23 protein-coding genes, 1 rRNA gene, 1 pseudogene and 1 riboswitch are annotated in these 26,813 nt (G+C 71.0%); of the genes and pseudogenes, 17 read left to right on the plus strand and 8 right to left on the minus strand.

Translation table 11 applies throughout. The features are described 5' to 3' along the window. The first annotated feature begins 159 nt into the window (after positions 1-159). From rrf to ACFYU0_RS00055, 11 genes and pseudogenes are all read left to right on the plus strand, one after another. Positions 160-276, plus strand: a 5S ribosomal RNA gene (gene rrf / locus ACFYU0_RS00005). A 109-nt stretch (positions 277-385) separates the two neighbouring features. Further along, the gene (locus ACFYU0_RS00010) at positions 386-994 is read left to right on the plus strand and encodes a CDP-alcohol phosphatidyltransferase family protein (protein WP_143629363.1); all 609 of its coding nucleotides are present in this window, start codon (positions 386-388) and stop codon (positions 992-994) included. Positions 995-1,108: 114 nt separating this feature from the next. Further along, complete coding sequence (locus ACFYU0_RS00015; protein ID WP_389296665.1) at positions 1,109-3,604, plus strand: sugar phosphate nucleotidyltransferase; 2,496 nt, start codon at positions 1,109-1,111, stop codon at positions 3,602-3,604. A 120-nt stretch (positions 3,605-3,724) separates the two neighbouring features. Next, positions 3,725-4,645, plus strand: coding sequence for a DUF881 domain-containing protein (locus ACFYU0_RS00020; RefSeq protein WP_351668860.1), 921 nt, complete (start codon positions 3,725-3,727; stop codon positions 4,643-4,645). Next, positions 4,642-4,974 carry a small basic family protein gene (locus tag ACFYU0_RS00025; RefSeq protein WP_006134295.1) on the plus strand — a complete coding sequence of 111 codons (333 nt, stop codon included), beginning with the start codon at positions 4,642-4,644 and terminating at the stop codon, positions 4,972-4,974. The genes ACFYU0_RS00020 and ACFYU0_RS00025 overlap by 4 nt, the downstream gene beginning before the upstream one ends. 5 nt (positions 4,975-4,979) lie before the next feature. Next, on the plus strand, positions 4,980-5,885 hold the full coding sequence (locus ACFYU0_RS00030; RefSeq protein ID WP_351668857.1) for a DUF881 domain-containing protein: 906 nt from the start codon (positions 4,980-4,982) through the stop codon (positions 5,883-5,885). Positions 5,886-6,075: 190 nt separating this feature from the next. Beyond that, positions 6,076-6,906 carry an FHA domain-containing protein gene (locus ACFYU0_RS00035; RefSeq protein WP_351668855.1) on the plus strand — a complete coding sequence of 277 codons (831 nt, stop codon included), beginning with the start codon at positions 6,076-6,078 and terminating at the stop codon, positions 6,904-6,906. 38 nt (positions 6,907-6,944) lie between these two features. Further along, a complete protein-coding gene (locus ACFYU0_RS00040; RefSeq protein WP_389296668.1) occupies positions 6,945-7,679 on the plus strand; it encodes a MerR family transcriptional regulator in 735 nt (244 codons plus the stop codon). Positions 7,680-7,765: 86 nt separating this feature from the next. Further along, positions 7,766-8,239: a bifunctional nuclease family protein gene (locus tag ACFYU0_RS00045; protein WP_026253112.1), complete on the plus strand. Its 474-nt coding sequence runs from the start codon at positions 7,766-7,768 to the stop codon at positions 8,237-8,239. Positions 8,240-8,507: 268 nt separating this feature from the next. Continuing rightward, positions 8,508-9,191 (plus strand): MerR family transcriptional regulator, encoded by a 684-nt coding sequence (locus ACFYU0_RS00050; RefSeq protein WP_351668851.1) that lies wholly within the window; start codon positions 8,508-8,510, stop codon positions 9,189-9,191. Between the two features lie 77 nt (positions 9,192-9,268). Continuing rightward, positions 9,269-10,644, plus strand: a pseudogene (locus ACFYU0_RS00055) (DNA polymerase IV); the annotation flags it as partial. Positions 10,645-10,754: 110 nt separating this feature from the next. On the opposite strand, the gene ACFYU0_RS00060 reads toward ACFYU0_RS00055, so the two are convergent. Then, the gene (locus tag ACFYU0_RS00060) at positions 10,755-11,126 is read right to left on the minus strand and encodes a PRC-barrel domain-containing protein (protein ID WP_389296670.1); all 372 of its coding nucleotides are present in this window, start codon (positions 11,124-11,126) and stop codon (positions 10,755-10,757) included. A gap of 119 nt (positions 11,127-11,245) precedes the next feature. After that, positions 11,246-11,340, plus strand: a riboswitch (glycine riboswitch). Positions 11,341-11,514: 174 nt separating this feature from the next. On the opposite strand from ACFYU0_RS00060, the gene gcvP reads away from it, so the two are divergent. Then, positions 11,515-14,400, plus strand: a complete 2,886-nt coding sequence (gene gcvP / locus ACFYU0_RS00065; RefSeq protein ID WP_389296672.1) for an aminomethyl-transferring glycine dehydrogenase — start codon at positions 11,515-11,517, stop codon at positions 14,398-14,400. A 62-nt stretch (positions 14,401-14,462) separates the two neighbouring features. Here gcvP and ACFYU0_RS00070 read toward each other — a convergent pair whose 3' ends face one another. The 4 genes from ACFYU0_RS00070 to modA are packed head-to-tail and all read right to left on the minus strand — an operon-like array spanning position 14,463 to position 17,760. Beyond that, entirely contained in the window at positions 14,463-14,882 is a 420-nt protein-coding gene (locus ACFYU0_RS00070; protein WP_351668843.1) for a TOBE domain-containing protein, read from the minus strand. 28 nt (positions 14,883-14,910) lie between these two features. Then, positions 14,911-16,056 carry an ABC transporter ATP-binding protein gene (locus ACFYU0_RS00075; RefSeq protein WP_389297931.1) on the minus strand — a complete coding sequence of 382 codons (1,146 nt, stop codon included), beginning with the start codon at positions 16,054-16,056 and terminating at the stop codon, positions 14,911-14,913. Positions 16,057-16,099: 43 nt separating this feature from the next. Next, positions 16,100-16,945: an ABC transporter permease gene (locus ACFYU0_RS00080; RefSeq protein ID WP_389296674.1), complete on the minus strand. Its 846-nt coding sequence runs from the start codon at positions 16,943-16,945 to the stop codon at positions 16,100-16,102. After that, positions 16,942-17,760, minus strand: coding sequence for a molybdate ABC transporter substrate-binding protein (gene modA / locus ACFYU0_RS00085; RefSeq protein ID WP_389296676.1), 819 nt, complete (start codon positions 17,758-17,760; stop codon positions 16,942-16,944). The genes ACFYU0_RS00080 and modA overlap by 4 nt, the downstream gene beginning before the upstream one ends. Before the next feature lie 147 nt (positions 17,761-17,907). On the opposite strand from modA, the gene ACFYU0_RS00090 reads away from it, so the two are divergent. After that, a complete protein-coding gene (locus tag ACFYU0_RS00090) occupies positions 17,908-18,447 on the plus strand; it encodes a molybdopterin-dependent oxidoreductase (RefSeq protein ID WP_389296678.1) in 540 nt (179 codons plus the stop codon). 32 nt (positions 18,448-18,479) lie between these two features. Here ACFYU0_RS00090 and ACFYU0_RS00095 read toward each other — a convergent pair whose 3' ends face one another. The 3 genes from ACFYU0_RS00095 to ACFYU0_RS00105 form a co-directional block, all read right to left on the minus strand. Beyond that, positions 18,480-18,875 (minus strand): helix-turn-helix transcriptional regulator, encoded by a 396-nt coding sequence (locus ACFYU0_RS00095; RefSeq protein ID WP_351668833.1) that lies wholly within the window; start codon positions 18,873-18,875, stop codon positions 18,480-18,482. A gap of 110 nt (positions 18,876-18,985) precedes the next feature. Then, a complete protein-coding gene (locus tag ACFYU0_RS00100) occupies positions 18,986-20,941 on the minus strand; it encodes an amino acid transporter (RefSeq protein WP_389296680.1) in 1,956 nt (651 codons plus the stop codon). Between the two features lie 339 nt (positions 20,942-21,280). After that, entirely contained in the window at positions 21,281-21,808 is a 528-nt protein-coding gene (locus ACFYU0_RS00105; protein ID WP_351668829.1) for a universal stress protein, read from the minus strand. Between the two features lie 213 nt (positions 21,809-22,021). Here ACFYU0_RS00105 and ACFYU0_RS00110 point away from each other — a divergent pair, with 213 nt between their 5' ends. The 4 genes from ACFYU0_RS00110 (at position 22,022) to ACFYU0_RS00125 (ending at position 26,804) form a co-directional block, all read left to right on the plus strand. Beyond that, positions 22,022-23,497: a glycoside hydrolase family 43 protein gene (locus tag ACFYU0_RS00110; protein ID WP_389296682.1), complete on the plus strand. Its 1,476-nt coding sequence runs from the start codon at positions 22,022-22,024 to the stop codon at positions 23,495-23,497. Positions 23,498-23,679: 182 nt separating this feature from the next. Then, complete coding sequence (locus ACFYU0_RS00115; RefSeq protein WP_351668825.1) at positions 23,680-24,975, plus strand: extracellular solute-binding protein; 1,296 nt, start codon at positions 23,680-23,682, stop codon at positions 24,973-24,975. A gap of 6 nt (positions 24,976-24,981) precedes the next feature. Then, positions 24,982-25,980, plus strand: a complete 999-nt coding sequence (locus ACFYU0_RS00120; protein ID WP_351668823.1) for a sugar ABC transporter permease — start codon at positions 24,982-24,984, stop codon at positions 25,978-25,980. A 56-nt stretch (positions 25,981-26,036) separates the two neighbouring features. Next, positions 26,037-26,804 carry a carbohydrate ABC transporter permease gene (locus ACFYU0_RS00125; RefSeq protein WP_351668869.1) on the plus strand — a complete coding sequence of 256 codons (768 nt, stop codon included), beginning with the start codon at positions 26,037-26,039 and terminating at the stop codon, positions 26,802-26,804. Positions 26,805-26,813 lie beyond the last annotated feature (9 nt).

Here is a 26,813-nt window from a genome sequence, read left to right on the forward strand (position 1 = left end):
GGTTGATAGGCCGGATCTGGAAGCCAGGTAACTGGTGGAGGTGACCGGTACTAATAGGCCGAGGGCTTGTCCTCAGTTGCTCGCGTCCACTGTGTTGGTTCTGAAACCACGAACAGCCCCACGTTGCCACACGTGGTTCGGTTGTCAGTTTCATAGTGTTTCGGTGGTCATAGCGTGAGGGAAACGCCCGGTTACATTCCGAACCCGGAAGCTAAGCCTCACAGCGCCGATGGTACTGCAGGGGGGACCCTGTGGGAGAGTAGGACGCCGCCGAACTCCTTTTACAGCTCCGGCTCTTGGGCACTGCCCAGGAGCCGGAGCTTTTTTGCGTTGGGGTAGGGTCGGGGAGCATCGTTTCGCTCCTTACAGCACAGGAGGCCCCCGGGTGGAGGTCCAGGAGACCCGTGTCCAGACGGACCGGGTGCTCACCATCCCCAACATCCTCAGCATGGCTCGGCTCGCCGGCGTACCGCTCTTCCTGTGGCTCATCCTCAGGCCCGAGTTCGGCGGCCCCAAGAGCGACGGCTGGGCCCTTCTTGTGCTGGCACTGAGCGGCATCAGCGACTACCTGGACGGAAAGCTCGCCAGGCGCTGGAACCAGATCAGCAACCTCGGCCGGCTGCTCGACCCCGCGGCCGACCGCCTGTACGTCCTCTCGACGCTTCTGGGCCTCACCTGGCGGGAGATCCTGCCGCTGTGGCTCACCGCCCTGCTGCTCGCACGAGAGCTCGTCCTGCTGGTGATGGTGGGCATCCTGCGGCGGCACGGCTATCCGCCGCCCCAGGTGAACTTCCTGGGGAAGGCCGCCACCTTCAACCTGATGTACGCGTTCCCGCTCCTGCTGCTCAGCGACGGAAACGGATGGATCGCGTCACTGGCCGCAGTTTTCGGATGGGCGTTCGCGGGTTGGGGTACAACCCTCTATTGGTGGGCAGGAGTGCTCTACGTGGTACAAGTCCGCCGCCTCGTCCGCGCGGACGCCACGGCCGATTGAGCCCCGTCTCTTGTCCGGACAAAGTGGTCCGATGGCCCGCCGCCCTGAAGTGCGGGACAATCTGGACGGGTGAAGTCGGCTAGACCGTCGTCTCTTTAGGAGGACGCTTCCGACATGAAGGCCGTCGTGATGGCCGGTGGCGAAGGCACTCGCCTTCGCCCTATGACCTCCAGCATGCCCAAGCCGCTCCTGCCTGTGGCCAACCGCCCGATCATGGAGCATGTGCTGAGGCTGCTCAAAAGGCATGGGCTCAACGAGACCGTTGTCACCGTGCAGTTCCTGGCGTCGCTCGTCAAGAACTACTTCGGCGACGGCGAAGAGCTCGGAATGGAGCTCACCTATGCCAACGAGGAGAAGCCGCTCGGTACCGCCGGAAGCGTCAAGAACGCGGAAGAGGCGTTGAAGGACGACGCCTTCCTCGTCATCTCCGGTGACGCCCTGACGGACTTCGACCTCACGGACCTGATCAATTTCCACAAGGAGAAGGGCGCACTGGTCACCGTTTGCCTGACCCGGGTGCCCAATCCACTGGAGTTCGGCATCACCATCGTCGACGAGGAAGGCAAGGTCGAGCGTTTCCTCGAGAAGCCGACCTGGGGCCAGGTCTTCTCCGACACGGTGAACACAGGCATCTACGTCATGGAGCCCGAGGTCTTCGACTACGTCGAGGCCGACGTCTCCGTCGACTGGTCCGGCGACGTCTTCCCGCAGCTCATGAAGGAAGGCAAGCCGATCTACGGCTATGTCGCCGAGGGCTACTGGGAGGACGTCGGCACCCACGAGAGCTACGTCAAGGCGCAGGCCGACGTCCTCGAGGGCAAGGTCAACGTCGACATCGACGGGTTCGAGATCTCCCCGGGCGTCTGGGTGGCCGAGGGCGCCGAGGTGCATCCCGACGCGGTGCTCCGCGGCCCGCTCTACATCGGCGACTACGCCAAGGTGGAGGCCGGCGCCGAGATCCGCGAGCACACGGTCGTCGGTTCCAACGTCGTCGTGAAGAGCGGCGCCTTCCTGCACCGGGCCGTCGTGCACGACAACGTGTACATCGGCCAGCACAGCAATCTGCGCGGTTGTGTCGTCGGCAAGAACACCGACATCATGCGAGCCGCCCGGATCGAGGACGGCGCGGTCATCGGCGACGAGTGCCTGATCGGTGAAGAATCGATCGTCCAGGGCAATGTGCGGGTCTACCCGTTCAAGACCGTCGAGGCCGGCGCCTTCGTCAACACCTCGGTGATCTGGGAGTCCAGGGGGCAGGCCAACCTGTTCGGGGCCCGCGGTGTCTCGGGCATTCTCAACGTCGAGATCACCCCCGAGCTGGCCGTACGGCTCGCCGGCGCCTACGCGACCACCCTGAAGAAGGGGGCCACGGTCACCACGGCCCGTGACCACTCCCGAGGCGCCCGCGCACTCAAGCGAGCGGTGATCTCCGCGCTCCAGGCCAGCGCCATCGACGTACGGGACCTGGAGAACGTCCCGCTGCCCGTGGCCCGGCAGCAGACCGCGCGCGGCAGCGCCGGCGGCATCATGATCCGGACCTCGCCGGGTGTGCCGGACTCCGTCGACATCATGTTCTTCGACGGACAGGGCGCGGACCTGTCGCAGGGCGGCCAGCGCAAGCTGGACCGCGTGTTCGCGAGGCAGGAGTACCGCCGGGCGTTCCCCGGCGAGATCGGCGACCTGTACTTCCCGGCCAGCGTCTTCGACTCGTACACCGGGTCGCTGCTGAGGAACGTCGACATCACCGGGATAGCGGAATCGGGCCTCAAGGTCGTCGTGGACGCGTCCAACGGCAGCGCCGGTCTCGTGCTGCCCAGCCTCCTCGGCAAGCTCGGCGTGGACTCGCTGACGATCAATCCCGGTCTCGACGAGTCCCGTCCGACGGAGACCGAGGAGATGCGGCGCAAGGGCCTGGTGCGTCTCGGTGAGATCGTGGCGTCCTCCGGGGCCGCGTTCGGTGTGCGGTTCGACCCCGTCGGCGAGCGGCTGTCGCTCGTGGACGAGAAGGGGCGGATCATCGAGGACGACCGGGCGCTGCTCGTCATGCTGGACCTGGTCGCCGCGGAACGCCGCAGCGGCCGGGTGGCGCTGCCGGTGACCACGACCAGGATCGCCGAGCAGGTGGCCGCCTACCACGGCACCCAGGTCGAGTGGACCACCACCTCTCCGGACGACCTCACGCGCGTGGGAGGCGAAGAGGGCACCATCTTCGGTGGTGACGGCAAGGGCGGGTTCATCGTCCCCGAGTTCAGCAGCGTCTACGACGGCACGGCCGCCTTCGTACGGCTGATCGGGCTGGTGGCCCGTACGCAGCTCACGCTGAGCCAGATCGACGCGCGGATCCCGCGGGCGCACGTCCTCAAGCGGGACCTGGCGACGCCGTGGGCCGTCAAGGGCCTCGTCATGCGGCGGGTCGTCGAGGCGGCCGGGGACCGGTCCGTCGACACGACCGACGGTGTGCGGGTCGTGGAGACCGACGGGCGCTGGGTGATGGTGCTGCCCGACCCGGCCGAGGCCGTCACCCACCTGTGGGCCGAGGGGCCGGACGACGCCTCGGCGCAGGCCCTGCTGGACGAGTGGGCGGCCGTGGTGGACAGCGCCGGGCGGTAGGACCGGCGGCTCCGGACGGCGAAAGCCACCGCACGCGCGCGTGCCGGACAGGTGTCCCCGAGGGGGCCTGTCCGGCACGCCGGTGGGGCCGTTCGGAGGTACTGCTCGCGACATGCGACGATGTGCGGCATGCCGCAGCAATCCCCCGTTCGGAGCAGCCCTCCGCGGCCGTCGCGCCCGGACGCGTCCATGTCGCTGATCACCAACGTCATGGACCACAGCCTCGACGACGGCTACGCGGAGGCGGCCGCCCGGCGGGAGGCGCAGGGTGAGGCCGGCGGGCTGCCGAAGACGCTCCGCGCGAAGCTGGGCCTGGCGGCGGGCCTGGTCCTCGCCGCGCTGGTGGTCACCGTCGGAGCGGCGCAGGCGAGGATCGCGGCCCCCGTGGTGGCCAAGGAGCGCCAGGAGCTCATCGACCGCATCGACAAGGAGACCGCGGACGCGGACCGGCTCGAGAGCGACGTCGACAAACTGCGCGACGACGTCGACACGCGCCGGCGGGCGGCATTGCGACGCAGCGGCGGGGGCTCCGAGGCCGATCTTATGGGTGTGCTGTCGGGCGCGACCGCGGTGCACGGCCCCGGCGTCAGGCTGGTGGTGAACGACGCCAAGGAGGCCAGCGCCGGCGGCGACGGCTCCAATCCGCGCGAGACCTCCGGCTTCTCCGACACCGGCCGGGTGCGCGACCGCGACATGCAGCGGGTGGTGAACGGGCTGTGGGCCTCCGGGGCCGAGGCCGTCTCCATCAACGGCCAGCGGCTGACGGCCCTGTCCGCGATCCGCGCCGCCGGTGACGCGATACTGGTCGACAACAGGCCGCTGGTGCCGCCGTACACGGTGCTGGCGGTGGGGGACGGGCAGAAGCTGAGCACCAGGTTCCAGGACAGCGCCGACGGGCTGTATCTGCACGCCCTGGAGGAGAACTTCGGCATCCGGGCCACCATCTCCACCGAGGGGGACGTCCGCCTGCCCGCCGCACCGAGTGTGACCGTACGCACAGCACAGCCGAACGCCGATAAGACTGAGAAGGGCACATCGTGATCGCCGTACTGGGCCTCATCGTGGGAGTCGTGGCCGGCCTGTTGGTCCGGCCGGAGGTTCCGGCGGTCGTCGAGCCTTATCTGCCGATCGCCGTCGTGGCCGCGCTCGACGCGGTGTTCGGCGGTCTGCGGGCCATGCTCGACGGCATCTTCGACGACAAGGTCTTCGTGGTGTCGTTCCTGTCCAACGTGGTGGTGGCCGCGCTGATCGTCTTCCTGGGCGACAAGCTGGGCGTCGGCGCGCAGTTGTCCACCGGTGTCGTGGTCGTCCTCGGCATCCGCATCTTCTCCAACGCCGCGGCGATCCGGCGACACGTCTTCCGGGCTTGAGAGCGATGAGCAACCAGGACGAGCAGCCGGAGAACAGGCTGCGCAAGGAACTGCCCGACGAGGTCCCTGCCCCGGCCGCCCGGCCGGAGCGCACGCCGACCGGTCCGGAGCGGGCCCCCGTGGGCCCGGAGCGGACGCCCGACGGGCCGAGGACGCCCGCCGAGGGAGCCGGGAGCGCCGAACCCCCGCTCACCGGCCGCCAGCGGCTGATCAAGGGGGTGTGGCCGCCGCGCCTCACCCGGGCCCAACTCATCGTCGCCGTGCTGCTGTTCGGCCTCGGCTTCGGTCTGGCCGTGCAGGTGGCGTCGAACAGCGACAGCGACAGCGCGCTGCGCGGGGCACGTCAGGAAGACCTCGTTCGCATCCTCGATGAACTGGACGACCGTACTCAGCGTCTTGAGGACGAGAAGCAGGGACTCGACAAGCAGCGTCAGGAGCTGCAGAGCAGTTCCGACCAGGCGGCCGAGGCGCGCCGGCAGACGGCCGAGAAGGAGAAGCAACTCGGCATTCTGGCGGGCACCGTGGCGGCGCAGGGTCCCGGCATCACCATGACGATCGAGGACCCGAAGGGGACGGTCAAGGCGGACATGCTGCTCGACGCGATCCAGGAGCTGCGCGCGGCCGGCGCGGAGGCGATCCAGGTGAACGGCGTGCGCGTGATCGCGAGCACCTACTTCACGGACTCCGGCAAGAGCGTGAGCGTCGATGGGAACAAGATCAACGCACCGTATCGTTTCCAGGTCATCGGCAAGTCGCAGGATCTCGAACCGGCTCTGAACATTCCGGGAGGCGTGGTGCAGACTCTGGAGAAGGAGCAGGCCACGGTGACCGTCGAGCGGTCGGACAAGATCGTCGTGGACGCCTTGCGACAGGTGAAGCAGCCTGACTACGCTCGGTCGTCCTCCCAGTGAACCGGTGGTGCATGGGGGGCGTCCGGCAGGGGCATGAGGTTGCGGGGGGTCGGCGCACCGAAGAAGTGGCGCGTGGTGGAAACTGTCTGGTGGATACGGACGTTGTGAGGATGTCCGGGTCGACCGGTGTAGGCAATCAGGGTTCGTCCTGCCCCACGGGCGGGTCTGTTTCGGTCAAGGGGAATCGCCCGTGAAGTTGTTTGCGAAGTTGTTCGGCAAGAGCGCGCGAGAGGGCGGCGACAACGCGACCGCTCGTCATCGTGCCCAGCCTGACGCAGAGGGCCAGCGCCCGCTGTTCCGCGACCAGGTCGCTGGTCCGGGCGGTGACATTTCCGGAGGCCAGGGCGCGGCGTCTGTTGACCCTGCCCAGTCCGGCGGCATAGGTTTCGGGCAACCGTCACCCTCAAGTGCGGGTGGAGGGTTTGCCTCCGACCCCTATGCGCCCAACGCCCCCGCGGGGCAACCGCGGCAGGAGGATCCGTCCATGTCCGTCCTGGTGTGTACGAGGTGCGGTAACCGCAACGCGGAGAACGCCCGCTTCTGCTCCAACTGCGGTGCGCCGCTGCGGCCCGGTGTGGCGCCGGAGCGTCCCTCGGAGACCACGTCCACGATCTCCATCTCCGGCATCGAGGCCTACGACGCCGAAGTGACCGGGCAGACGCAGGTGCCGATGCTCTCGCCCGAGGCGCAGGCCGCGGTCGACGCGCTGCCGCTGGGCTCGGCGCTGCTGGTGGTGCGCCGGGGGCCGAACTCGGGCAGCCGCTTCCTGCTGGACAGCGACCTGACCACGGCCGGCCGGCACCCGCAGAGCGACATCTTCCTGGACGACGTCACGGTCTCCCGCCGGCACGTGGAGTTCCGGCGCTCCCCGGACGGCTCGTTCACGGTCGCCGACGTGGGCAGCCTGAACGGCACGTACGTCAACCGTGAGCGGATCGACCAGGTGCCTCTGTCGAACGGCGACGAGGTGCAGATCGGCAAGTACCGGCTGGTCTTCTACGCGAGCCGGCAGGGCATCTGACCCCTGGACTTCCGTCCGGGGGAACCCAGGGAAGGTCCATGCTGCACACACCGAGCGGCGGTGCCCGAAGCGGTACCGCCGCCACGGACGGGCTGATGAGCATCGGCGCGGTGCTGAACGCGCTGCGTGGCGAGTTCCCCGACGTCACCATCTCCAAGATCCGCTTCCTGGAGGCCGAGGGGCTCGTCGAGCCGCGGCGGACGCCGTCGGGGTACCGCAAGTTCGGTCCCGGGGACGTCGAGCGCCTCGCGCACGTCCTGCGGATGCAGCGGGACCACTATCTGCCGCTCAGGGTGATCCGTGAGCACCTGGACGCCATGGAGCGCGGCGAGGCCGTGCAGCTGCCCGTGGTGGGGCGCCAGCGCACCGGGGACGACCCGCCGGAGCCGTCCGAGCGGCCCACGGTGGCCCGTGTCGGGCGGGCCGAGCTGCTCGCGGCGGCCGGCATCGGCGAGGACGACCTCGCGGAGTGGCAGTCCTACGGGCTGATCGCTCCACTGGAGGACGGGGTGTACGACGCGGCGGCCGTCACCGTGGCCTCGCTCGTGGCCGAGCTGGGGCGGTTCGGGATCGAGCCGCGCCATCTGCGGGTGATGAAGGCAGCGGCCGACCGGGAGGCGGGCCTGGTGGACCAGGTGGTGGCCCCGCTGAAACGCCACCGCAACCCGCAGACCAGGGCTCACGCCGAGGCCCGCGCGAAGGAGCTGGCGGCGCTCACGACACGGCTGCACGCGGCGCTGGTGCAGAGTGCTCTCGGAGTGCGGCTGCTTTGAACGGCGGGGCGTCCCGGGCGGCCGGATCGGGCACCTGTTCCCGGCCCGACTACCCAAAGGTCCCGAGCACGGCCTAGGGTTGCTGTGTGAACGAGCTCGATGTCGTAGGTGTCCGGGTCGAAATGCCCTCCAACCAACCGATCGTGCTCCTGCGCGAAGTGGGGGGCGACCGTTACCTCCCCATCTGGATCGGGCCGGGGGAGGCCACGGCGATCGCCTTCGCCCAGCAGGGCATGGCCCCCGCGCGGCCGCTGACCCACGACCTGTTCAAGGACGTGCTGGAGGCCGTCGGCCAGGAGCTGACCGAAGTGCGCATCACGGATCTGCGTGAGGGCGTCTTCTACGCGGAGCTGGTCTTCGCCAGCGGGGTCGAGGTGAGCGCCCGTCCCTCCGACGCCATAGCGCTGGCCCTGCGCACCGGGACGCCGATCTACGGCAGCGACACGGTGCTGGACGACGCCGGCATCGCGATCCCGGACGAGCAGGAGGACGAGGTGGAGAAGTTCCGCGAGTTCCTCGACCAGATCTCGCCCGAGGACTTCGGCACCAGCAGCCAGTGAGGCGCGAGCGGTTCCGGGCCCCGCTAGCGGCTCTGAGCCCCGGGGCGGTGGCCCGCGGGTGGGTCGTGCAGTGTCGTGGCAATTGCCACCGGCCATCCAGAGCGTCACGCGGTCTTCCGCGAGAGCATTCGGCTAGCCTTTCCCCGCGGTGGGGCACGAGAAACCACTCTTAGGGTGATTATCACCCGGCGTGGCGAGTGTGGCGATCGTTGACGCACCCCTGGTGACTGCCTACCGTCGAGAGGGCAGTTCAAGGACGGAGGTCGGCGTGAGAACGAGCGGCGACGGTACGGCTGGGGGTGCCCCCGGACGCGGTTTCGGGGAGAGCGGTCCGTACTCTCCCCCGAGTTCCCAGCCGCGTTCCAGTGGGCAGTACGCATATCCCGGCGGCGCGGTCGACCACGCCCCACAGCGGCCGACGGCGGTGCCGGACGGCGGAGGGGTGGCGTCCATGGCGTCCGAGGAGATCGGCTACCGGGGTCCCACGGCATGTGCGGCCGCCGGCATCACATACCGGCAACTGGACTACTGGGCCCGCACCGGACTGGTCGAGCCGAGCGTGCGGCCCGCGTACGGTTCGGGCACGCAGCGCCTCTACAGCTTCCGGGACGTGGTCGTCCTCAAGATCGTGAAGCGGTTCCTCGACACCGGGGTCTCGCTGCAGAACATCCGCACGGCCGTGCAGCACCTCCGGGAGCGCGGGTTCCAGGACCTGGAGCGCATGACCCTCATGAGCGACGGCGCCACCGTCTACGAGTGCACCTCGCCGGACGAGGTGCACGCCCTGCTCCAGGGCGGCCAGGGCGTGTTCGGGATCGCCGTCGGCGTGGTCTGGCGGGACGTGGAGAGCGCGCTCTCCCAGCTGCACGGTGAGCGTGTCGACACGGGGGAGACCCTGGTCGGTCACAACCCGGCCGACGAGCTGGCGCGGCGCCGCAACCGGGCCGTCTGACCGCGCCCCGCTGATCCGCGCCGCACCGCGCGGGCCGTGCGCCCGCGTTGTCAGTGGTGTGGTGCAGCATCGGAGGTGTGAGAAACGCGCCCACGATCCTGCATCTCGACATGGATGCCTTCTACGCCTCCGTGGAGCAGGCGTCCAAGCCGAGCCTGCGGGGCAAGGCCGTGGTCGTGGGCGGGCTGGGACCGCGCGGGGTGGTGGCCACCGCCTCGTACGAGGCGCGGGTGTTCGGGGTGCACTCGGCGATGCCGATGGCCCAGGCGCGCCGGCTGGCGCCGAACGCCGCGTACCTGGTGCCCCGCTTCAATCTGTACCGGTCCGTGAGCGAGCAGGTGATGGCGCTGCTGCGGGAGCTGTCGCCGCTGGTGGAGCCGCTGAGCCTGGACGAGGCGTTCGTCGACCTCGAGGCCCGGGAGGCGGCCTGGGACGCGGACTCGGCGCGCCGGGTGGGGACGAAGCTGCGCTGCGACATACGGGCGGTCACCGGGCTCACCGGTTCGGTGGGGCTGGCCGCCTCCAAGATGCTCGCGAAGATCGCCTCGGAGGAGGCCAAGCCCGACGGACTCGTCCTCGTCGAACCCGGCACCGAGCGGGCGCTGCTCGGGCCGATGTCGGTGCGGACCCTGCCCGGGGTGGGACCGGCGACGGGGGACCACCTGCGGCGGGCCGGGATCACCACGGTCGAGGAGCTGGCCGAGGCCGGCGAGGACGAACTCGTACGGCTCCTCGGCAAGGCGCACGGGCACGCGCTGTACGCGATGGCGCTGGCGCGCGACGACCGGCCCGTGGTCGCCGAGCGGGAGGCCAAGTCGGTGTCGGTCGAGGACACCTACGACGTGGACATCCACGACCGGATGAGGGTCGGTCTCGAGGTGCGGCGGCTCGCCGACCGGTGCGTGGGCCGGCTGCGCGGTGCCGGGCTGTCGGGGCGGACCATCGTGCTGAAGGTCCGCCGGTACGACTTCTCGACGCTGACCCGGTCGGAGACGCTCCGAGGGCCCACGGACGACCCCGCCGTGATCCGGGAGGCGGCCGAGCGGCTGCTGGACTCCGTGGACACCACGGGCGGCGTGCGGCTGCTGGGGGTCGGCGTCACCGGGCTCGCCGACTACACCCAGGAGGACCTGTTCGCCCAGGCGGCGCAGCCGTCCGGGGAGGCGCGGTCGCCGGAGGAGGCCGTGACCGAGCCCGTGCCGGAGCGGCCGGAGCCCGGCGAGCGGCAGTGGCGCGCCGGGCAGGACGTGCGGCACGCCGAGCTGGGCCACGGCTGGGTGCAGGGCAGTGGCCTCGGCCGGGTGACCGTGCGCTTCGAGACGCCCCAGTCGGGGCCGGGGCGGGTGCGGACGTTCGGCATCGGGGATCCCGCGCTGGAGCCGGCGGATCCGCTGCCGCTGGTGTCGGCCCCGGAGCCGTCGCCCGGGGTGCCGGACATGGGGCCGCCGAGCCTTTCGCGCGCTGTCGACGCCGATCCGTAGCGGGTTGCAGGGCCGACCGGGTGCCGGCGCCACCGTGGTGGGGTGCTCCGCCTTCCCCCGCGCGGTGGCCGACGGCGCGGGGTCAGGGCTCCTCCGTGCCCGCCAGCTTGCCGAAGTCGTGGTCCGCGAGCGGGGAGGGCGCAGCCACGTCCAGGCCGTAGTGGTGGTAGAGCTGGAGTTCCTGTTCGGGGGAGAGGTGGCGGCCCACGCCGAAGTCGGGTGCGTCCTTGATGAGCGCGCGGTCGAAGGGGACCCGCAGGGCGCCCTCGATGATCTCGCTGGGCTCCAGGGGGACGAAGGCGTCCCGGGAGAACAGACCGGTGCGTATGGCGGCCCACTCCGGCACGCCGGTGGCGTCGTCGAGGTACACCTCGTCGATGGTGCCGATCTTGGTGCCGGTGCGGTCGAACGCCTTGCGGCCGATCAGGTTGCGCGGATCGATGTCGGTCTGCACGGTCCCTCTCCCTCCACGTGGTCGCAACTCATCCGTAAGCACTACGAAAGAGCACAATCAGGGAGGCGGCCACTCGAAGGCCCGGGCGTTGACCTCGCTGGTAGGCTGACAGCGGCTGCTGACCCCGTGCGGGAGAGTCCTCCGACCACCTCGGAGGCGCCGAAGGAGCAAATCCTCCCCGGAATCTCTCAGGCCCACGTACCGCACGGACGAGGTCACTCTGGAAAGCAGGGCGGATGTCGACGGCGTCCGCCCTCACCGACGGTGAAAGCCGGCGCCTTCGGGCCGCCGGTGAAGCTCTCAGGTCGAGATGACAGAGGGGGAGGCCGTCGGGGTATCCGTACCGGGGTGCCCCTCGAAGGTCGTGTCAGACCAGGAGGCCTCCGCAATGACCGCCCATCGCACCCCGCTCTCCGAGCTCGAAGCGGGCATCCCCTTCGAGCAGCGCCACATCGGGCCCGACCAGGAGGCGCGGGCCAAGATGCTCGCGCACGTCGGCTACGGCTCGCTCGACGAGCTGACCGCCGCCGCGGTCCCGGACGTGATCAAGAACGCCGACGCCCTGGACCTGCCGGGCGCCCGCACCGAGGCCGAGGTCCTCGCCGAGCTGCGCTCGCTCGCCGACCGCAACCAGGTCCTCGGCTCGATGATCGGTCTCGGCTACTACGGCACCTTCACCCCGCCGGTCGTCCTGCGCAACGTCATGGAGAACCCCGCCTGGTACACGGCCTACACGCCGTACCAGCCGGAGATCTCCCAGGGCCGGCTCGAGGCTCTGCTGAACTTCCAGACCATGGTCGCCGAGCTCACCGGGCTGCCGACGTCCGGCGCGTCCCTGCTGGACGAGGGCACGGCCGCCGCCGAGGCCATGGCGCTCTCCCGGCGCATGGGCAGGAACAAGAAGGGCCTGTTCCTGATCGACGCGGACGTCCTGCCGCAGACCGTCGCCGTGATCGAGACGCGCGCCGAGCCGACCGGCGTCGAGGTCGTCGTCGCCGACCTCTCCGGCGGCATCCCGGCGGAGATCGCCGAGCGCGAGATCAACGGTGTGCTGCTCCAGTACCCGGGCGCCTCCGGCGCCGTCCGCGACATCAAGCCGGTCATCGACCAGGCGCACGGGCTGGGCGCCCTCGTCACCGTCGCGGCCGACCTGCTCGCGCTCACCCTGCTGACCTCGCCGGGCGAGCTGGGCGCCGACATCGCCATCGGCACCACCCAGCGCTTCGGCGTGCCGATGGGCTTCGGCGGGCCGCACGCCGGCTACATGGCGGTGCACGAGAAGTTCGCGCGCAGCCTGCCCGGCCGTCTCGTCGGCGTGTCCGTCGACGCCGACGGGCACAAGGCGTACCGCCTGGCGCTGCAGACCCGTGAGCAGCACATCCGCCGTGAGAAGGCCACCAGCAACATCTGCACCGCCCAGGTGCTGCTCGCCGTGATGGCCGGCATGTACGCCGTCTACCACGGCCCCGAGGGGCTGCGCACCATCGCCCGCCGCACCCACCGCTACGCCACGATCCTCGCCGAGGGCCTGAAGGCCGGCGGCGTCGAGATCGTGCACGGCGCCTACTTCGACACTCTCACCGCGCGCGTGCCCGGCAGGGCCGCCGAGGTCGTGGACGCGGCCCGGGCGGGCGGCGTCAACCTGCGTCTCGTCGACGCCGACCTGGTCTCCCTGGCCTGCGACGAGACCACCAACCGGGCCCAGGTGGAGGCCGTCTTCGCGGCCTTCGGCGTGGACGGAGACATCGAGGCGCTGGACGCGGCGGCCGGCGAGGCCCTGCCCGAGGCCCTGCTGCGCACCGACGACTACCTCACCCACCCGGTCTTCCACGAGCACCGCTCCGAGACCGCGATGCTGCGCTACCTGCGCCGGCTCGCCGACCGTGACTACGCGCTCGACCGCGGCATGATCCCGCTGGGCTCCTGCACCATGAAGCTCAACGCGACCACCGAGATGGAGCCGGTCACCTGGCCCGAGTTCGGGCAGCTGCACCCCTTCGCGCCCGCCGAGCAGGCCGAGGGCTACCTGACGCTCATCCGCGAGCTGGAGGACCGGCTCGCCGAGGTCACCGGCTACGACAAGGTCTCGCTGCAGCCGAACGCCGGATCGCAGGGCGAGCTGGCCGGTCTGCTGGCCGTGCGCGGCTACCACCGCGCCAACGGCGACGAGCAGCGCACCGTCTGCCTGATCCCCTCCTCCGCGCACGGCACCAACGCGGCCAGCGCCGTGATGGCCGGCATGAAGGTCGTCGTCGTCAAGACCGCCGAGGACGGCGAGATCGACGTCGCCGACCTGCGGGCGAAGATCGAGCAGCACCGCGACGAGCTGGCCGTGCTGATGATCACCTACCCGTCGACGCACGGTGTGTTCGAGGAGCACGTCGCCGACATCTGCGCCCAGGTCCACGACGCGGGCGGCCAGGTGTACGTCGACGGCGCCAACCTCAACGCGCTGGTCGGCCTCGCCAAGCCGGGGCACTTCGGCGGCGACGTCTCGCACCTGAACCTGCACAAGACGTTCTGCATCCCGCACGGCGGCGGCGGCCCCGGCGTCGGCCCGGTGGCGGTCCGCTCGCACCTGGCGCCGTACCTGCCGAACCACCCGCTGCAGCCGGCGGCCGGCCCCGAGACCGGTGTGGGCCCCGTCTCCGCCGCGCCGTGGGGCAGCGCGGGCATCCTGCCGATCTCGTGGGCGTACGTCCGCCTGATGGGCGGCGAGGGGCTCAAGCGCGCCACCCAGGTCGCCGTGCTCTCCGCCAACTACGTCGCCAAGCGCCTCGAGCCGCACTACCCGGTGCTCTACAACGGCCCTGGCGGCCTGGTCGCGCACGAGTGCATCATCGACCTGCGCCCGCTGACCAAGGCGACCGGCGTGAGCGTGGACGACGTCGCCAAGCGGCTCATCGACTACGGCTTCCACGCGCCGACCATGTCCTTCCCGGTGGCCGGCACGCTGATGATCGAGCCGACCGAGTCCGAGGACCTGGCGGAGCTGGACCGGTTCTGCGACGCGATGATCGCCATCCGCGCGGAGATCGAGAAGGTCGGCTCCGGAGCCTGGCCGGCGGAGGACAACCCGCTGCGCAACGCCCCGCACACCGCGCGGGCGCTCGGCGCGGACTGGGACCACGCCTACAGCCGCGAGGAGGCCGTCTTCCCGGGGGGTGTCTCGGTGGCGGACAAGTACTGGCCGCCGGTGCGCCGCATCGACCAGGCCTTCGGTGACCGCAACCTGGTGTGCTCCTGCCCGCCGCTGGACGCGTACGAGGACTGAGCGAGCCGTACGTGTGAGCCCCGCCCGTGGACCGGGCGGGGCTCCCGCGTTTCCACGCGCCCTCAGGCCGTGGCCAGCGACACCTCGGTCGCCTTGATCAGGGCGACCACGTCGGAGCCCACGAAGAGGCCGAGGTCCTCGGCCGCGTCCCTGGTGATCACCGCCGTCAGCTCGCCGCCCGCGACGGCGACCTTCGCGGAGGCCATGACCTCGCCCCTGGTGAGGCGGGTGAGCGCGCCGGGGAGCTGGTTGCGGATCGACAGGCCCTCGATCCTGCCGGTGGCCAGGGAGACCTCGGTCGACTTCACCAGGGCGCGGACGGCGGTGCCGGGGGCGAGGGCGAGTTGCTCGGCGGCGTCCCGGGTGATGGCGGCTGTCAGCTCCTGGCCGCCGTCGAGCCGCACCTTGACGATGGCCATGACCTCGCCAGGACGGACCTCGGTCACAGTGCCGGGGAGCTGGTTGCGGATGCTCAGAGTCATGAGCACCCACCGTAGAGCGCCCGCCCGGTCAGGCCGGGTATGCGTGGGTCTGCGTCGCCTTCACCGTCGCCCAGACCGACGCACCCGGGTGCAGGTCCAGCTCGGCGGCGGCGACGGTGGTGAGATCGGCGGCGAGGGGGAGCTCGCCGGTGAGGTCGGCGCGGATCTGGTCGCCGTGGGTCTCCAGGCCCGCGACCTCGCAGGCCCACAGGTTGCGGGCGCTGGCGCCCGAGGGCCGGTCCCTGAAGAGCGTGACGGCGGCCGGCGGGAAGGCCACGAAGACGGGGCCGGACAGGTCCTCCGTGGTGGTCACCGAGGGGCCCGCGTCCAGCCGTACCGCGTGCCCGCCGGCCTGCCCGCGGTAGAGGTTGAGGCCGACCAGCCGGGCGATGTAGTCGGTGCGCGGCCGGCGGGCGATCTCGCCGGGGGTGCCCTGCTGCACGACGTGTCCGTGCTCGACGACGACCAGCCGGTCCGCGAGCACCATGGCGTCCAGCGGGTCGTGCGTGACCAGCACGGCGACGGCCTCGAACTCGGCGAGGTGGCGACGGAGCTGGGCCCGGACGTCCAGGCGGGTGCGGGCGTCCAGCGCGGCGAGCGGTTCGTCCAGGAGCAGCAGCCTCGGCCGGGTGGCCAGGGCGCGGGCGAGCGCGACGCGCTGGGCCTGGCCGCCGGACAGGCGGCGGGGCTTGGCCCCGGCGTGCCCGGCGAGTCCCATGCGGTCCAGCCAGGCGGCCGCCTGCGCGCGTGCCTCGGCCTTGCCGACGCCCTGGCAGCGCGGCCCGAACGCCACGTTGTCCAGGGCGGACAGGTGCGGGAAGAGCAGGTAGTCCTGGAATACGACGCCGACCGGGCGGGACTCCGGCGGGGTGCGCTCCAGTGAGGTGCCGTCCAGCCGCAGGTGGCCGCCGGTGAGCGGGAGCAGTCCGGCGAGGGCGCGCAGGGCGGTGGTCTTGCCGGCGCCGTTCGGGCCGAGCAGGGCGATGACGTCGCCGGGGGCCGCGGTCAGCGCGACGTCGAGCCGGAAGCCCTCCCGGTCCACGACCAGCCGGGCGTCGAGCCCCTGCCCGCCGGGAGCCTCCGGGCCGGTTCCGGCAGCGGGCAGGGGGGCCCGCGCCCCGGTCGGCACCCGCGCGGGACCGGCTTCGGTCCACACCTCGCCGTCCGTGTCCATCTCGCCTTCCCTTCTCACCCTGGACTCCCTGCCCATCGTGCCCTCACGTCCCCGTCAGCCACCGGTCGCGCAGGCCCGCCAGCACCGCGATCGACACGGCCAGCAGGACCAGGCTCAGCGAGATCGCCGCCTCCGGGTCGTTCTCCAGGGCGAGGTAGACGGCCAGCGGCATGGTCTGCGTACGGCCGGGGAAGTTGCCGGCGAAGGTGATCGTCGCCCCGAACTCGCCGAGCGCGCGCGCCCACGCCAGCACCGCGCCCGCGGCGACACCGGGCGCGATCAGCGGCAGGGTGACCCGGCGGAAGGCGGTGAACCGCGAGGCGCCGAGCGTGGTCGCCGCCTCCTCGTAGCGCGGGTCGGCGGCGCGCAGGGTGCCCTCGACGCTGATGACCAGGAACGGCATCGCGACGAAGGCCTCCGCGATCACCACCCCGGCGGTGGTGAAGGGCAGGGTGATCCCGAACCACGCGTCCAGCCACTTGCCGACCACCCCGTTGCGGCCGAGGGCGAGCAGCAGGGCCACGCCGCCCACCACCGGGGGCAGGACCAGGGGCAGGGTGACCAGGGCCCGTACGAGACGGCGGCCGGGAAAGTCGGTGCGCGCCAGCAGCCAGGCCAGCGGCACCCCCAGCACGAGACTGACGCCGGTCGCCGCCGTGGCGGTGACCAGGGACAGCTGCAGGGCCTGCCACACTTCGGCGCTGGTCAGCTGATCGGGCAGGCTGCGCCAGGGGGCGCGGACGAGCAGCGCGAGAAGGGGCAGCAGCAGGAACGCCAGGGCCACGACACCGGGCACCAGCAGGGGAAGCGGCACGCCGCGCGCGCGTCGGCCCCGCGGCCCGCCCGTGCGGGGGCCGGCCGCGGTGCCGGGCTTTCCGGGTGACGTCACGGCTCGAGGAACCCGGCCTCGCCCAGGACCCGGCGGCCCTCGGCGGACCGCACCAGCGCGATGAACGCCTTGGCCGCCGGCGCGTTGCCCGCGTTCTTCAGCAGGGCGATCGGATAGTCGTTCACGGCCTTGGCCGACTCGGGGAACTCCACGCCCTCCACCTTGTCACCCGCCGCCTTCACATCGGTCTTGTAGACCACGGCGGCGTCGGCTTCCTTCAGCTCCACCTTGGTCAGGGCGCTCTTGACGTCCTGTTCGTAGGAGACGGGAGTGAGCTCGAGCCGGCTGGCGTCGAGGGCCTTCTGGGCGGCGGCGCCGCACGGCACCGTCTTGTCGCACAGCACGACCTTGAGGCCGGATTCGGTGAGGTCCTTCAGGGAGGACACCTTGCCGGGGTTACCGGGCAGTGTGGCGATCTCGAGCTGGTTGCGGACGAAGGTCGCGGGAGCGCCCACCGCGTCCTTCCTGTCCGTCACGATCGCCATGGTCTTGGGGCTGGCGGCGGCGAACACATCGGCCGGAGCTCCGCTGGTGATGCTCGCGGCGAGCGTGTCGCTGCCGCCGAAGTTGAAGCTGACCCTGGTGCCGGGGTGCTGCTTCTCGAACTGCTTGCCCAGGGTCGTGAAGCTCTCCTTCAGGGAGGCCGCGGCGAACACGGTGACCGAGCCGGACAGCTTCGGGGACGCGGAGCCCGAGGCGTCCGAAGCGCCGGCCGGTGAGTCGCCGGAGGAAGAGGAGCAGGCGCTGAGCGATATCAGGGCTCCCGCACCGGCCAGCTGCAGCATCCGCCGGGTCCGGCGCACGGAACGGGTCATCACGGATCTACTCCTCGAGTCCTCGGACGAGCTGTCGCGCCCTGCCACGACCGGGTGCCGGCCATGCGCCGATGATACTGCCGCATCTGCAAGGTGTAAGTCTGCTGTCTCATCGCATGAGCGAGACGGTTTCGCTGATGGGCTGGCATGTGCGTTTGTACGGGGGTGGCGGCCGGGTACGGTCCTGCCGGGAGGCGGTCGCAGGTGAAGCTCGCCGAACTCGCCCTGACCGGCGATCTGACGCGCCCCACCAGGCTGACCGTGCCGGATCTGCTCGGCCGGCCGCAGCACCGGGTGGCGGTCAGCTTCGAGTGCGCCACCAGCGGCGTCCAGCACCACAGGTTCAGCGGCCCGCGCCTCTACGACGTCCTGGCCGACGCCGGTCCGTCGTTCGACCCGGCCCGGCGCAAGGACCGGCTGCGCTTCCTGATCGCCGTCGCCGGCAAGGACGGGCACCACGCCGTGCTGTCCTGGGCGGAGATCGACCCCGACTTCGCGGGCGCCGCCGCGCTGCTGGCCGTCGCCGTCGACGGCGCACCGCTGGACGCGGCCGGCCCGCAGCTGGTGCTGCCGCAGGACCGCTGCGGGGCCCGGCACGTCAGCGGGATCACGGCGATCCGGGTCGACGGGGGATACGGCTTCGGCGTGCCGGGGCGGCCCCCGGCGGGTCGTGCGCACACCGGGTGAGGCGAGGGGCCGGTCTTTCGCGGGGGAACCGGTCAGACCCGGTCGATGTGCACGTTGGTGGACTTCACGCGCGCGGTGGCCTCCACGCCGACCTCCAGGCCCAGCTCTTCCACCGCCTCACGGGTCAGCAGCGACACCAGCCGGTGCGGGCCCGCCTGGATCTCCACCTGGGCGGCGACGTCGCCGAGCTTGATGGCGGTGACGATGCCGGGGAAGGCGTTGCGCACGGAGGTGTAGGGCGCGTCCTCCTCGCCGCCCTGGGACCCGGCCAGTTCGACCGAGAACGCGGCGAGGTCCTTGCCGTCGATGAGCCGCCGCCCGGCCTCGTCGCGATGGGTCGCCACCCGGCCGGCGTCCGCCCAGCGGCGGGCGGTGTCCGGGCTCACGCCGAGCAGCCGCGCCGCCTGGCCGATGGTGTAGGACTGCATGCCGGTCACGATAGGGCCATCGGCCGGGAACCCCGGACATCGGGTTGGTCGTTTCGCGGGTGAGGACTCCCCGGTGACGCCGCCGGGCGGACCGGCGTCGGACGGGCCGCTCAGCCGGTGTGCACGCGCGGGCGGCGGGTGCGGTCCGGTTCCGCCTCGCGCAGGACCTCACGGGTGACCGGGGCGACCTCGCCCTGTCCGAAGAGGAAGAACCGCAGGAAGTTCGCGAACGGGTTGCCCTCGGTCCACTCGAAGTAGATGTGCGGGGTGCAGCCGGTCACGTCGCGTATGTGCAGCAGGAGCGCGGCGAGGGCGTTGGGGATGGAGGAGGACTCCACGGTCAGCACGCGGTAGCGGTTGTGCAGGACCTCGCCGCGCACCGTCAGGCCCGCCTCGAACTCGGACGGGTCGGTGACGGTCACCTCGACGAAGACGAAGTCCTCCTGCTCCGGCATGTCGTTGTCGGCCCGGATCTGCTCGACCTTGTCCCGGTACTCGGCCTTGTCCCGCCCGTTGGGCTGGTTCGCGATGAACCGCATCTTGCGGCTGGCCATGTCCCGGACGAAGCGCTCCGCCATCGGGTCCATGACCACGCTGGTCACCCGCAGCTCGAAGGCGCGGGCCAGCCGGGACAGGAAGGACACGAGGATGATGCCGGCGATGAAGCAGGCGCCGATCTTCACGCCGTCCGGGCGCTCGATGACGTTCACGACGGTCGTGTAGAGGAACACCACCGAGATGACCGCGAAGGCGATGCTCCAGCGGTGCTGCCCGGCCCGGCGCGCGGCGATCGTCACCGCGATCGCCGCGGAGCTGATCAGCACCAGCACGCCCGTGGCGTAGGCGCCGCCCTGCTTGTCCACGTTGGCGTCGAAGATCCAGGTGACCAGGAAGGCGACCAGGGTGAAGACGATGACCATCGGGCGCACCGCCCTGGCCCAGTGCGGGGCCATGCCGTACCGGGGCAGGTAGCGCGGCATCAGGTTGAGCAGGCCGGCCATCGCCGACGCGCCCGCGAACCACAGGATCGCGATCGTCGAGATGTCGTAGATCGTGCCGAAGGCCCCGCCCAGGTACTCGTGCGCGAGGTAGGCCAGGGCGCGGCCGTTGGCCTGCCCGCCGGGCTTGAACTCGTTCTCCGGGATCAGCAGCGTGGTGATGAAGCTGGTGGCGATCAGGAAGCAGCTCATGATCAGGGCCGCGGTGGTCAGCAGCTTCTTGGTGTCCCGGATCCGGCCGGCCGGCCGTTTCTCGGTGTCGCCCGGCTCGCCCTGGACGTGCGGCATCACGGCCACACCGGTCTCGAAGCCGGACAGGCCGAGCGCGAGCTTGGGGAAGACGATCAGGGCGACGCCGATCATCACGAACACGTTGCCGTGCTCCGCGGTCAGGGCGCTGCTCCAGTCGGCCACCACGTGTTCGGCGGTGACGACGTGCCAGAGGCCGTCGAACACGACGACCAGGTTGAGCCCGAGGTAGATGCCGACCAGGGCGACCGCGACGCCGATGGCCTCCAGGAAGCCCTTCAGGAACACCGCGCCGAGCAGCGCGACCAGGAACAGCGTGATCACCATCTGGTGGCCCTGGAGCACGCTGTTCAGGTGCGGGTTCTCCACCAGGTGGGTGGAGGCGTCGGCCGCCGACAGGGTGATGGTGATCAGGAAGTCGGTGGCCGCGAAACCCAGCAGGGTCAGTACGAACAGCTTGCCCTTCCAGAACGACAGCAGCCGTTCCAGCATGGCGATGGAACCCTCGCCGTGCGGGCTCTCCTCGGCCACCCGGCGGTAGACCGGCAGGGCGCCGGCCAAGGTCACGATCACCAGGACGATCGTCGCGATCGGTGACAGCAGGCCGGCCGCGAGGGCGGCGATGCCCGGCTGGTAGCCGAGGGTGGAGAAGTAGTCGACACCGGTCAGGCACATCACCCGCCACCAGCGCTGGCCCCGGTGCGGAGCCTCCGGCACGGCGTGCGGCCCGGTATGGCCGCCGTGCTTGCCCATGTCGGACAGCCCCTCCAGCATCCAGGCGCGCAGGCGACCGGGAGGAGGGTGCTCGGTCGTGACCATCGGCGTGCTCCAGGTGTGTGGCTCAGTGGTTTCCGGCCATCACGCGGACGGCGGCACCAGCGTAAGCAGAGAGTGACGCCGTGGCCCCTGGATCGAGGGTCGGGGGGCGTCAATCTTGCGTTAAGACTGGCCCGGCAAAGGGGGCGAAGCATCAAGAAGCGGAGGCCGGAGGCCGATGGAGGGGCAGGAGGCGGTAGCGGGCGGGGCGGCCGCGCCCCTGAGGGGGCGGGCACCGAGCGTCATCTCGTACGACTCCTCCATGCTGCGCCCGCGCCACGGGATCCGCAGCCGCAGTGCGAGGCGGCCCGGGCCGGGCGGTCCGTGCGAGGTGACGCGCTCTCACAGGTCCCTGGTGTCCATGCGCCGGTGCCACGCGTTGCGCCGGTGGACGGCCACCAGGTCCGACTCGAGCGGCGACGGAGGCACGGCCAGCACCGGGCAGCAGGCGTGGGTGAGGCAGTACCGGCACACGTGCCCGGAGAAGGCCCGCTGCAGGCCCCGTCGGCCGGCGCCCACGACCAGCAGGTCGCTCTCGCGGTCGGCGGTCGCCACCAGTGCCCATCCCGGGGCGCCGCGCACGATGCCCGCGTGCATCACCACCCCCGGTCCCTCCTCGCCGTAGATCTCGCCGAGGACCGAGGCCAGCCGCTGCTTGGCCAGCCGCTGCCACTCCTCCACCAGTAGGGCCGCGGCGGGGGAGCGGCGCGCGGTGGCGTCGCCCCCGGGCGGTTCCCATGCGAGCACCGGCCATAGCTCGGCGCGGAGCCCGCGGGCCAGCGCGGTCGCCCGGCGCAGGGCCGTGACGCTGCCCAGGGAGCCGCTCACACCGACCACCACCCGGGCCGCCGAGGTGTCGTAACCGGACATGATTCCACCGCTCCTCACGGTTCGCCGCGGGCTCCGGCTTCCGGCCGTGTCCGCGTGCAGGGCCTACCTTCCATCCCACTCCCGAGTGCGAGACCGGACCAGCCGTACGGGCCCTGGGGAACGCGTCTCTCAGTAAGATTCGGCGGCGAGTTCGAAACTTTCGGCGTCGCTCACCCGGTGACGTCGGGCATCCCGTGACTCTGTGAGGCGGACATGCGGACGTACGGCAACCCGGTCATCCCCGGCTTCCACCCGGACCCGAGCGTCTGCCGGGTGGGAGACGACTACTACCTGGTGTGCTCGAGTTTCGAGTACTTCCCCGGGATACCGCTGTTCCACAGCCGGGATCTGGTGCACTGGCGTCAGATCGGCAACGTGCTCGACCGGCCCGGGCAGTTGGCGCTGCCCGACGACGTGCCCGCCTCCGGCGGCGTCTACGCGCCCACCGTCCGGCATCACGACGGGATCTTCCACGTCGTCACCACCGCCGTCGGCGCCGGGGGCACCTTCCTCGTCACCGCCGAGCGCCCGGAAGGGCCCTGGTCGGACCCCGTGTGGATCGATCTCCCCGGCATCGACCCCGACCTCGCGTGGGACGAGAACGGCGACTGCTGGTGCGCCATGGCCGGTGTGACGGCCGCGCGGATCGATCCCCGCACCGGAGAAGTGCTGGAGGGACCGCTGCCGACGTGGTCCGGCACCGGCCTGAGGGACCCGGAGGCGCCGCACCTGTACCGGGTCGGCGACTGGTGGTACCTGCTGATCGCCGAGGGCGGCACCGCGCTCGGCCACGGGATCTCGGCCGCCCGCGCCCGCTCCCCGCGCGGCCCCTGGGAGCCGGCCCCCGGCAATCCGCTGCTGTCCCATCGCGGCACCGGGCTGCCGGTCCAGTGCACCGGCCACGGAGACCTGGTCCGGGCGGCCGACGGCGGCTGGTGGATGGTGCTGCTGGGCACGCGGCCGCGCGGCTACTTCCCCGAGTTCCACGTGCTCGGCCGGGAGACCTTCCTCGTGCCCGTGGAGTGGGCGGACGGCTGGCCCCGGCTCGGACCGGTGCGGGAGCGGCACCCGGCGCCGGCCGCCTGGGCGCCCTTCCAACCGCCCCCGGCACGGGACGACTTCACCGGCACGGAGCTGGCGCCGCACTGGATCTCGCCGCGCCGCCGGCCGGCGGGCTGCTGGTCGCTGACCGAGCGGCCGGGGTGGCTGACGCTCGCGGCCACCGGTGACAGCACCGACCTGCCCGGGCACACGTTCGTCGGCCGCCGCCAGCAGCACCACGACTGCCGGGCCGCGGTCCGGCTGGACGCCGGGCCGTCGGCGCGGGCCGGGCTGTCCGTCCGGCTGGACGAGGCCCATCACTACGACCTCGAGGTGGCCGGGGGAGCGGCGTCCGTGATCGCGCGGATCGGCCCGGTGCGGCAGTGCGTCGCCTCGCACCCGGTGCCGGCGGGCCCGGTCACCCTGGCCGTCGACATCCGGGCGACCAGGAACCCGCCGCCCCTCAGCGGCCCCGACACCCTCGCCTTCTCCGTCGAAACTTCCGAAGGGGTCGTCCGGCCGGCCACGCTCGACGGCCGTTACCTGGCGACCGAAGTGGCCGGCGGGTTCACCGGCCGTGTCCTCGGGATGTACGTCACCGAGGGGCGGGCGGCCTTCGACTGGTTCTCGTACGAGTCCGTCGGCTGATGCGCAACACCTTGACGCTCTTCACGCGCCTTTCTAGAGTCGCGGATCGGAACGTTCGGGAATCTGATCGAATGTTTCGACCCGCCGGAGTGTGCCGAGCGTCATGAGCGCCTGCGGCGGGCCCTGCTTTTCGCGTCTGGAACCTCTCCGAAGCACTTCCGAAAGTTTCGAAGGAGCGCATGATGGGCGACCCCGCACTGTCCCGCCGCGGCTTCCTGGCGGCCTCCGTAGCCGCCGGCCTCGGGGTGACCGCACTCAGCGGCTGCGGCGGCGACTCGGACGGAGGGTCGTCCTCGGGGACGACCACGATCGAGTGGTGGAACATCTCGACCACCGAGCCGACCAAGACCGTCTGGGCCGGTCTCGCCAAGAAGTTCGAGGCCCAGAACCCGAAGGTCAAGGTGAAGATCGTCCAGCTCGAGAACGACGCCTACAAGTCGAAGATGACCGCGCTGACCGCCTCCGGGAAGCTGCCGGACATCTTCCACACCTGGGGCGGCGGTGTGCTGCGGCAGCAGGTCGACGCCGGGCTGGTCGAGGATCTCACCGACCGCACCAAGCCCTGGGCCGACGGGCTGCTTCCGGTCGCCAAGCAGCCGTACCTGCTGGACGACAAGGTGTACGGCGTCCCGTTCGACATCGGCATGATCGGGTTCTGGTACAACAAGGCGCTCTTCAAGAAGGCCGGGATCACCACGGCTCCCACCACCTGGAGCGGCTTCCTCGACGCGGTGCGGAGCCTGAAGTCCGCCGGCGTCACCCCGATCGCCCTCGCGGGCAAGGAGAAGTGGCCCGGGATGTACTACTGGGCCTACCTGTCGATGCGCACCGCCGGCGCCGGTGCGCTGCAGAAGGCGGGGGACGGCAAGGACTTCACCGGCGCCGACTTCGTCGACGCGGGACGGCACCTGAAGGAACTGGTGGCCCTGCAGCCGTTCCAGAAGGGTTTCCTCGGAGCCGCCTACTCCACCCCCACCGGCCAGGCGGCCACCGTCGGCAACGGCAAGGCCGCGATGGAACTCATGGGGCAGTGGGCCCCGGTCGTGGAGGCCGACGCGGGCAAGGGGCTCGGCGCCAATCTCGGATTCTTCCCGTTCCCCGAGGTCGAGGGCGGCAAGGGGAAGATCACCGAGGTGTTCGGCGGCGGCGGCGCGCACGCGCTGCGCAAGGGCGCCCCGCAGGCCGCCGTGGACTTCCTCAAGTTCTTCGCGAGCGAGACCACCGACCGCGAACTGGTCAAGAAGACCGGGGTGCTGCCGGTCGTCCCGGCCGCCGAGGACGTGCTCACCGACCCCAACCTCAAGGCCGTTCAGGCTCAGTTGAAGGCCGCCACCGGCTTCCAGCTCTACCTCGACCAGGCCTACGCGCCCGCCGTCGGGCAGGAGGTCAACGACAGCGTGGCCGCGCTCATAGCCGGGTCCAAGTCGCCCGAGCAGGTGGCCCAGTCCATCACCAAGACGGCCAAGGAAGAGCAGTAGCCGCCGATGACCTCCACCTACCTCCCCGACCGGCGCGGCGGCCCGGCCGTAGACCGCACGCCCCCGGCCGCGAGCGCGGTCCGCGGGCGGGCGCGGCGGCGCACGCTGAACTGGCTCACCGCGGTCGGCTTCCAGGTCCCCGCGCTGGTGCTGTTCATCGGACTGGTGCTGCTGCCGATGCTGTTCGCGCTCTACGCCGCGTTCTTCCGCTGGGGCGGCTTCGGCATGCCGTCCGACTACACCGGCGCGGACAACTTCAGCCGCCTCTTCCAGGACCCGGTCTTCCTCGGCGACCTGTGGCGCTGTCTGGTCCTCGTCGTGCTCTCGCTCGCCTTGCAACTGCCGTTCGCCCTCGCCATGGCGGTGCTGCTGAACCAGCGGCTGCGCGGCCGGGCGGTGTACCGCATGCTGTTCTTCGCGCCGTACGTCCTGTCCGAGGCCATCACCGGCGTGCTGTTCAGCATGATCTTCGCTCCCGACGACGGACTCGCCGACCACGTCCTCGGCGCCGTCGGCCTGGACGGTCTCGGCGGTGAGTGGTTCGCCGATCCGTCCTACGTCATGGCCACGCTGTTCCTCGTCATGACCTGGAAGTACTTCGGCTTCCACATGATGCTGTACCTCGCCGGACTCCAGTCGGTACCGGCCGAGTTGCACGAGGCGGCGCTGATCGACGGCGCCGGACCCTGGCAGCGCTTCCGCAACGTCACCCTGCCGCTGCTCGCGCCCACCCTGCGCATCAGCGTCTTCCTGTCCGTCATCGGGTCGATCCAGCTCTTCGACCTGGTGTGGGTCGTCACCCAGGGCGGCCCCGACCATCACTCCGAGACGATGGCCGTGACCATGTTCCAGTACGGCTTCAAGCGCTACCAGGTCGGCTACGCCAGCGCGATCAGCGTGGTCATGTTCGGCATCTGCCTCGTCTTCGCCCTCGCCTACCAGCGGTTCGTGCTCCGCCGCGACCTGCAGGGGGCCACCACGACGATGAGGGGGGCCGGCACGTGAGGCACCGGACCGTACGCTCGCTTCCGCTGCACGTCATCCTCGTCGCGGTCGGCGCGATGATGGTCGTACCCCTGCTGTACGCGATCCTCTCGGGCTTCAAGTCCACCGACGAGCTGTCCCGGAACCCGTTCGGCCTGCCCGACCGGTGGCTGACCGGCAACTACACCGGCATCCTGCGCTCCGGCGACTTCTGGCGGCTCCTCGGCAACAGCACGCTGATCGCCGTGGGAACGGCGGCGCTGGTGGTCGCGGTGTCCGCGCTCGCCGCCTTCTCCTTCGCCCGGTTCGCCTTCCGGGGAAGGGAGTTGCTGTTCACCCTCTTCACGATGGGGCTGATGTTCCCCTTCGCGGTCGCGGCCCTGCCGCTGTTCCTGCTGCTGCGCTCCCTCGGCCTGCTGGACAACCCGCTCGGCGTGATCCTCCCGCAGGCCGCCTTCGGGCTGCCGATGACGATCATCATCCTGCGCGGGTTCTTCCGGCAGATACCCGGCGAGCTGGAGGAGGCGGCCACGCTGGACGGCTGCAGCGCCTTCGGGTTCCTCTGGCGCGTGCTGCTGCCCATGGCCCGGCCCGCGCTCGGCACCGTCTCGGTCCTCGCCGTGGTCACGAGCTGGAACAACTTCCTCCTGCCGCTGCTGGTGTTCACCGACAGCACCTGGTGGACGCTGCCGGTCGGCGTCCAGCAGTTCCAGGGCCAGTACTCGGCGGAGTACGCCCGCGTCTTCGCGTACCTCGTGCTCGCCATGGTCCCCGCCCTCGCCTTCTACTCGGTCGCCGAACGCCAGCTCGTCGGCGGTCTGACCGCGGGCGCCACCAAGGGCTGAGCCGCATCC

This window comes from Streptomyces sp. NPDC003720 (assembly GCF_042875075.1).
In the GTDB taxonomy this organism is placed as follows: domain Bacteria; phylum Actinomycetota; class Actinomycetes; order Streptomycetales; family Streptomycetaceae; genus Streptomyces.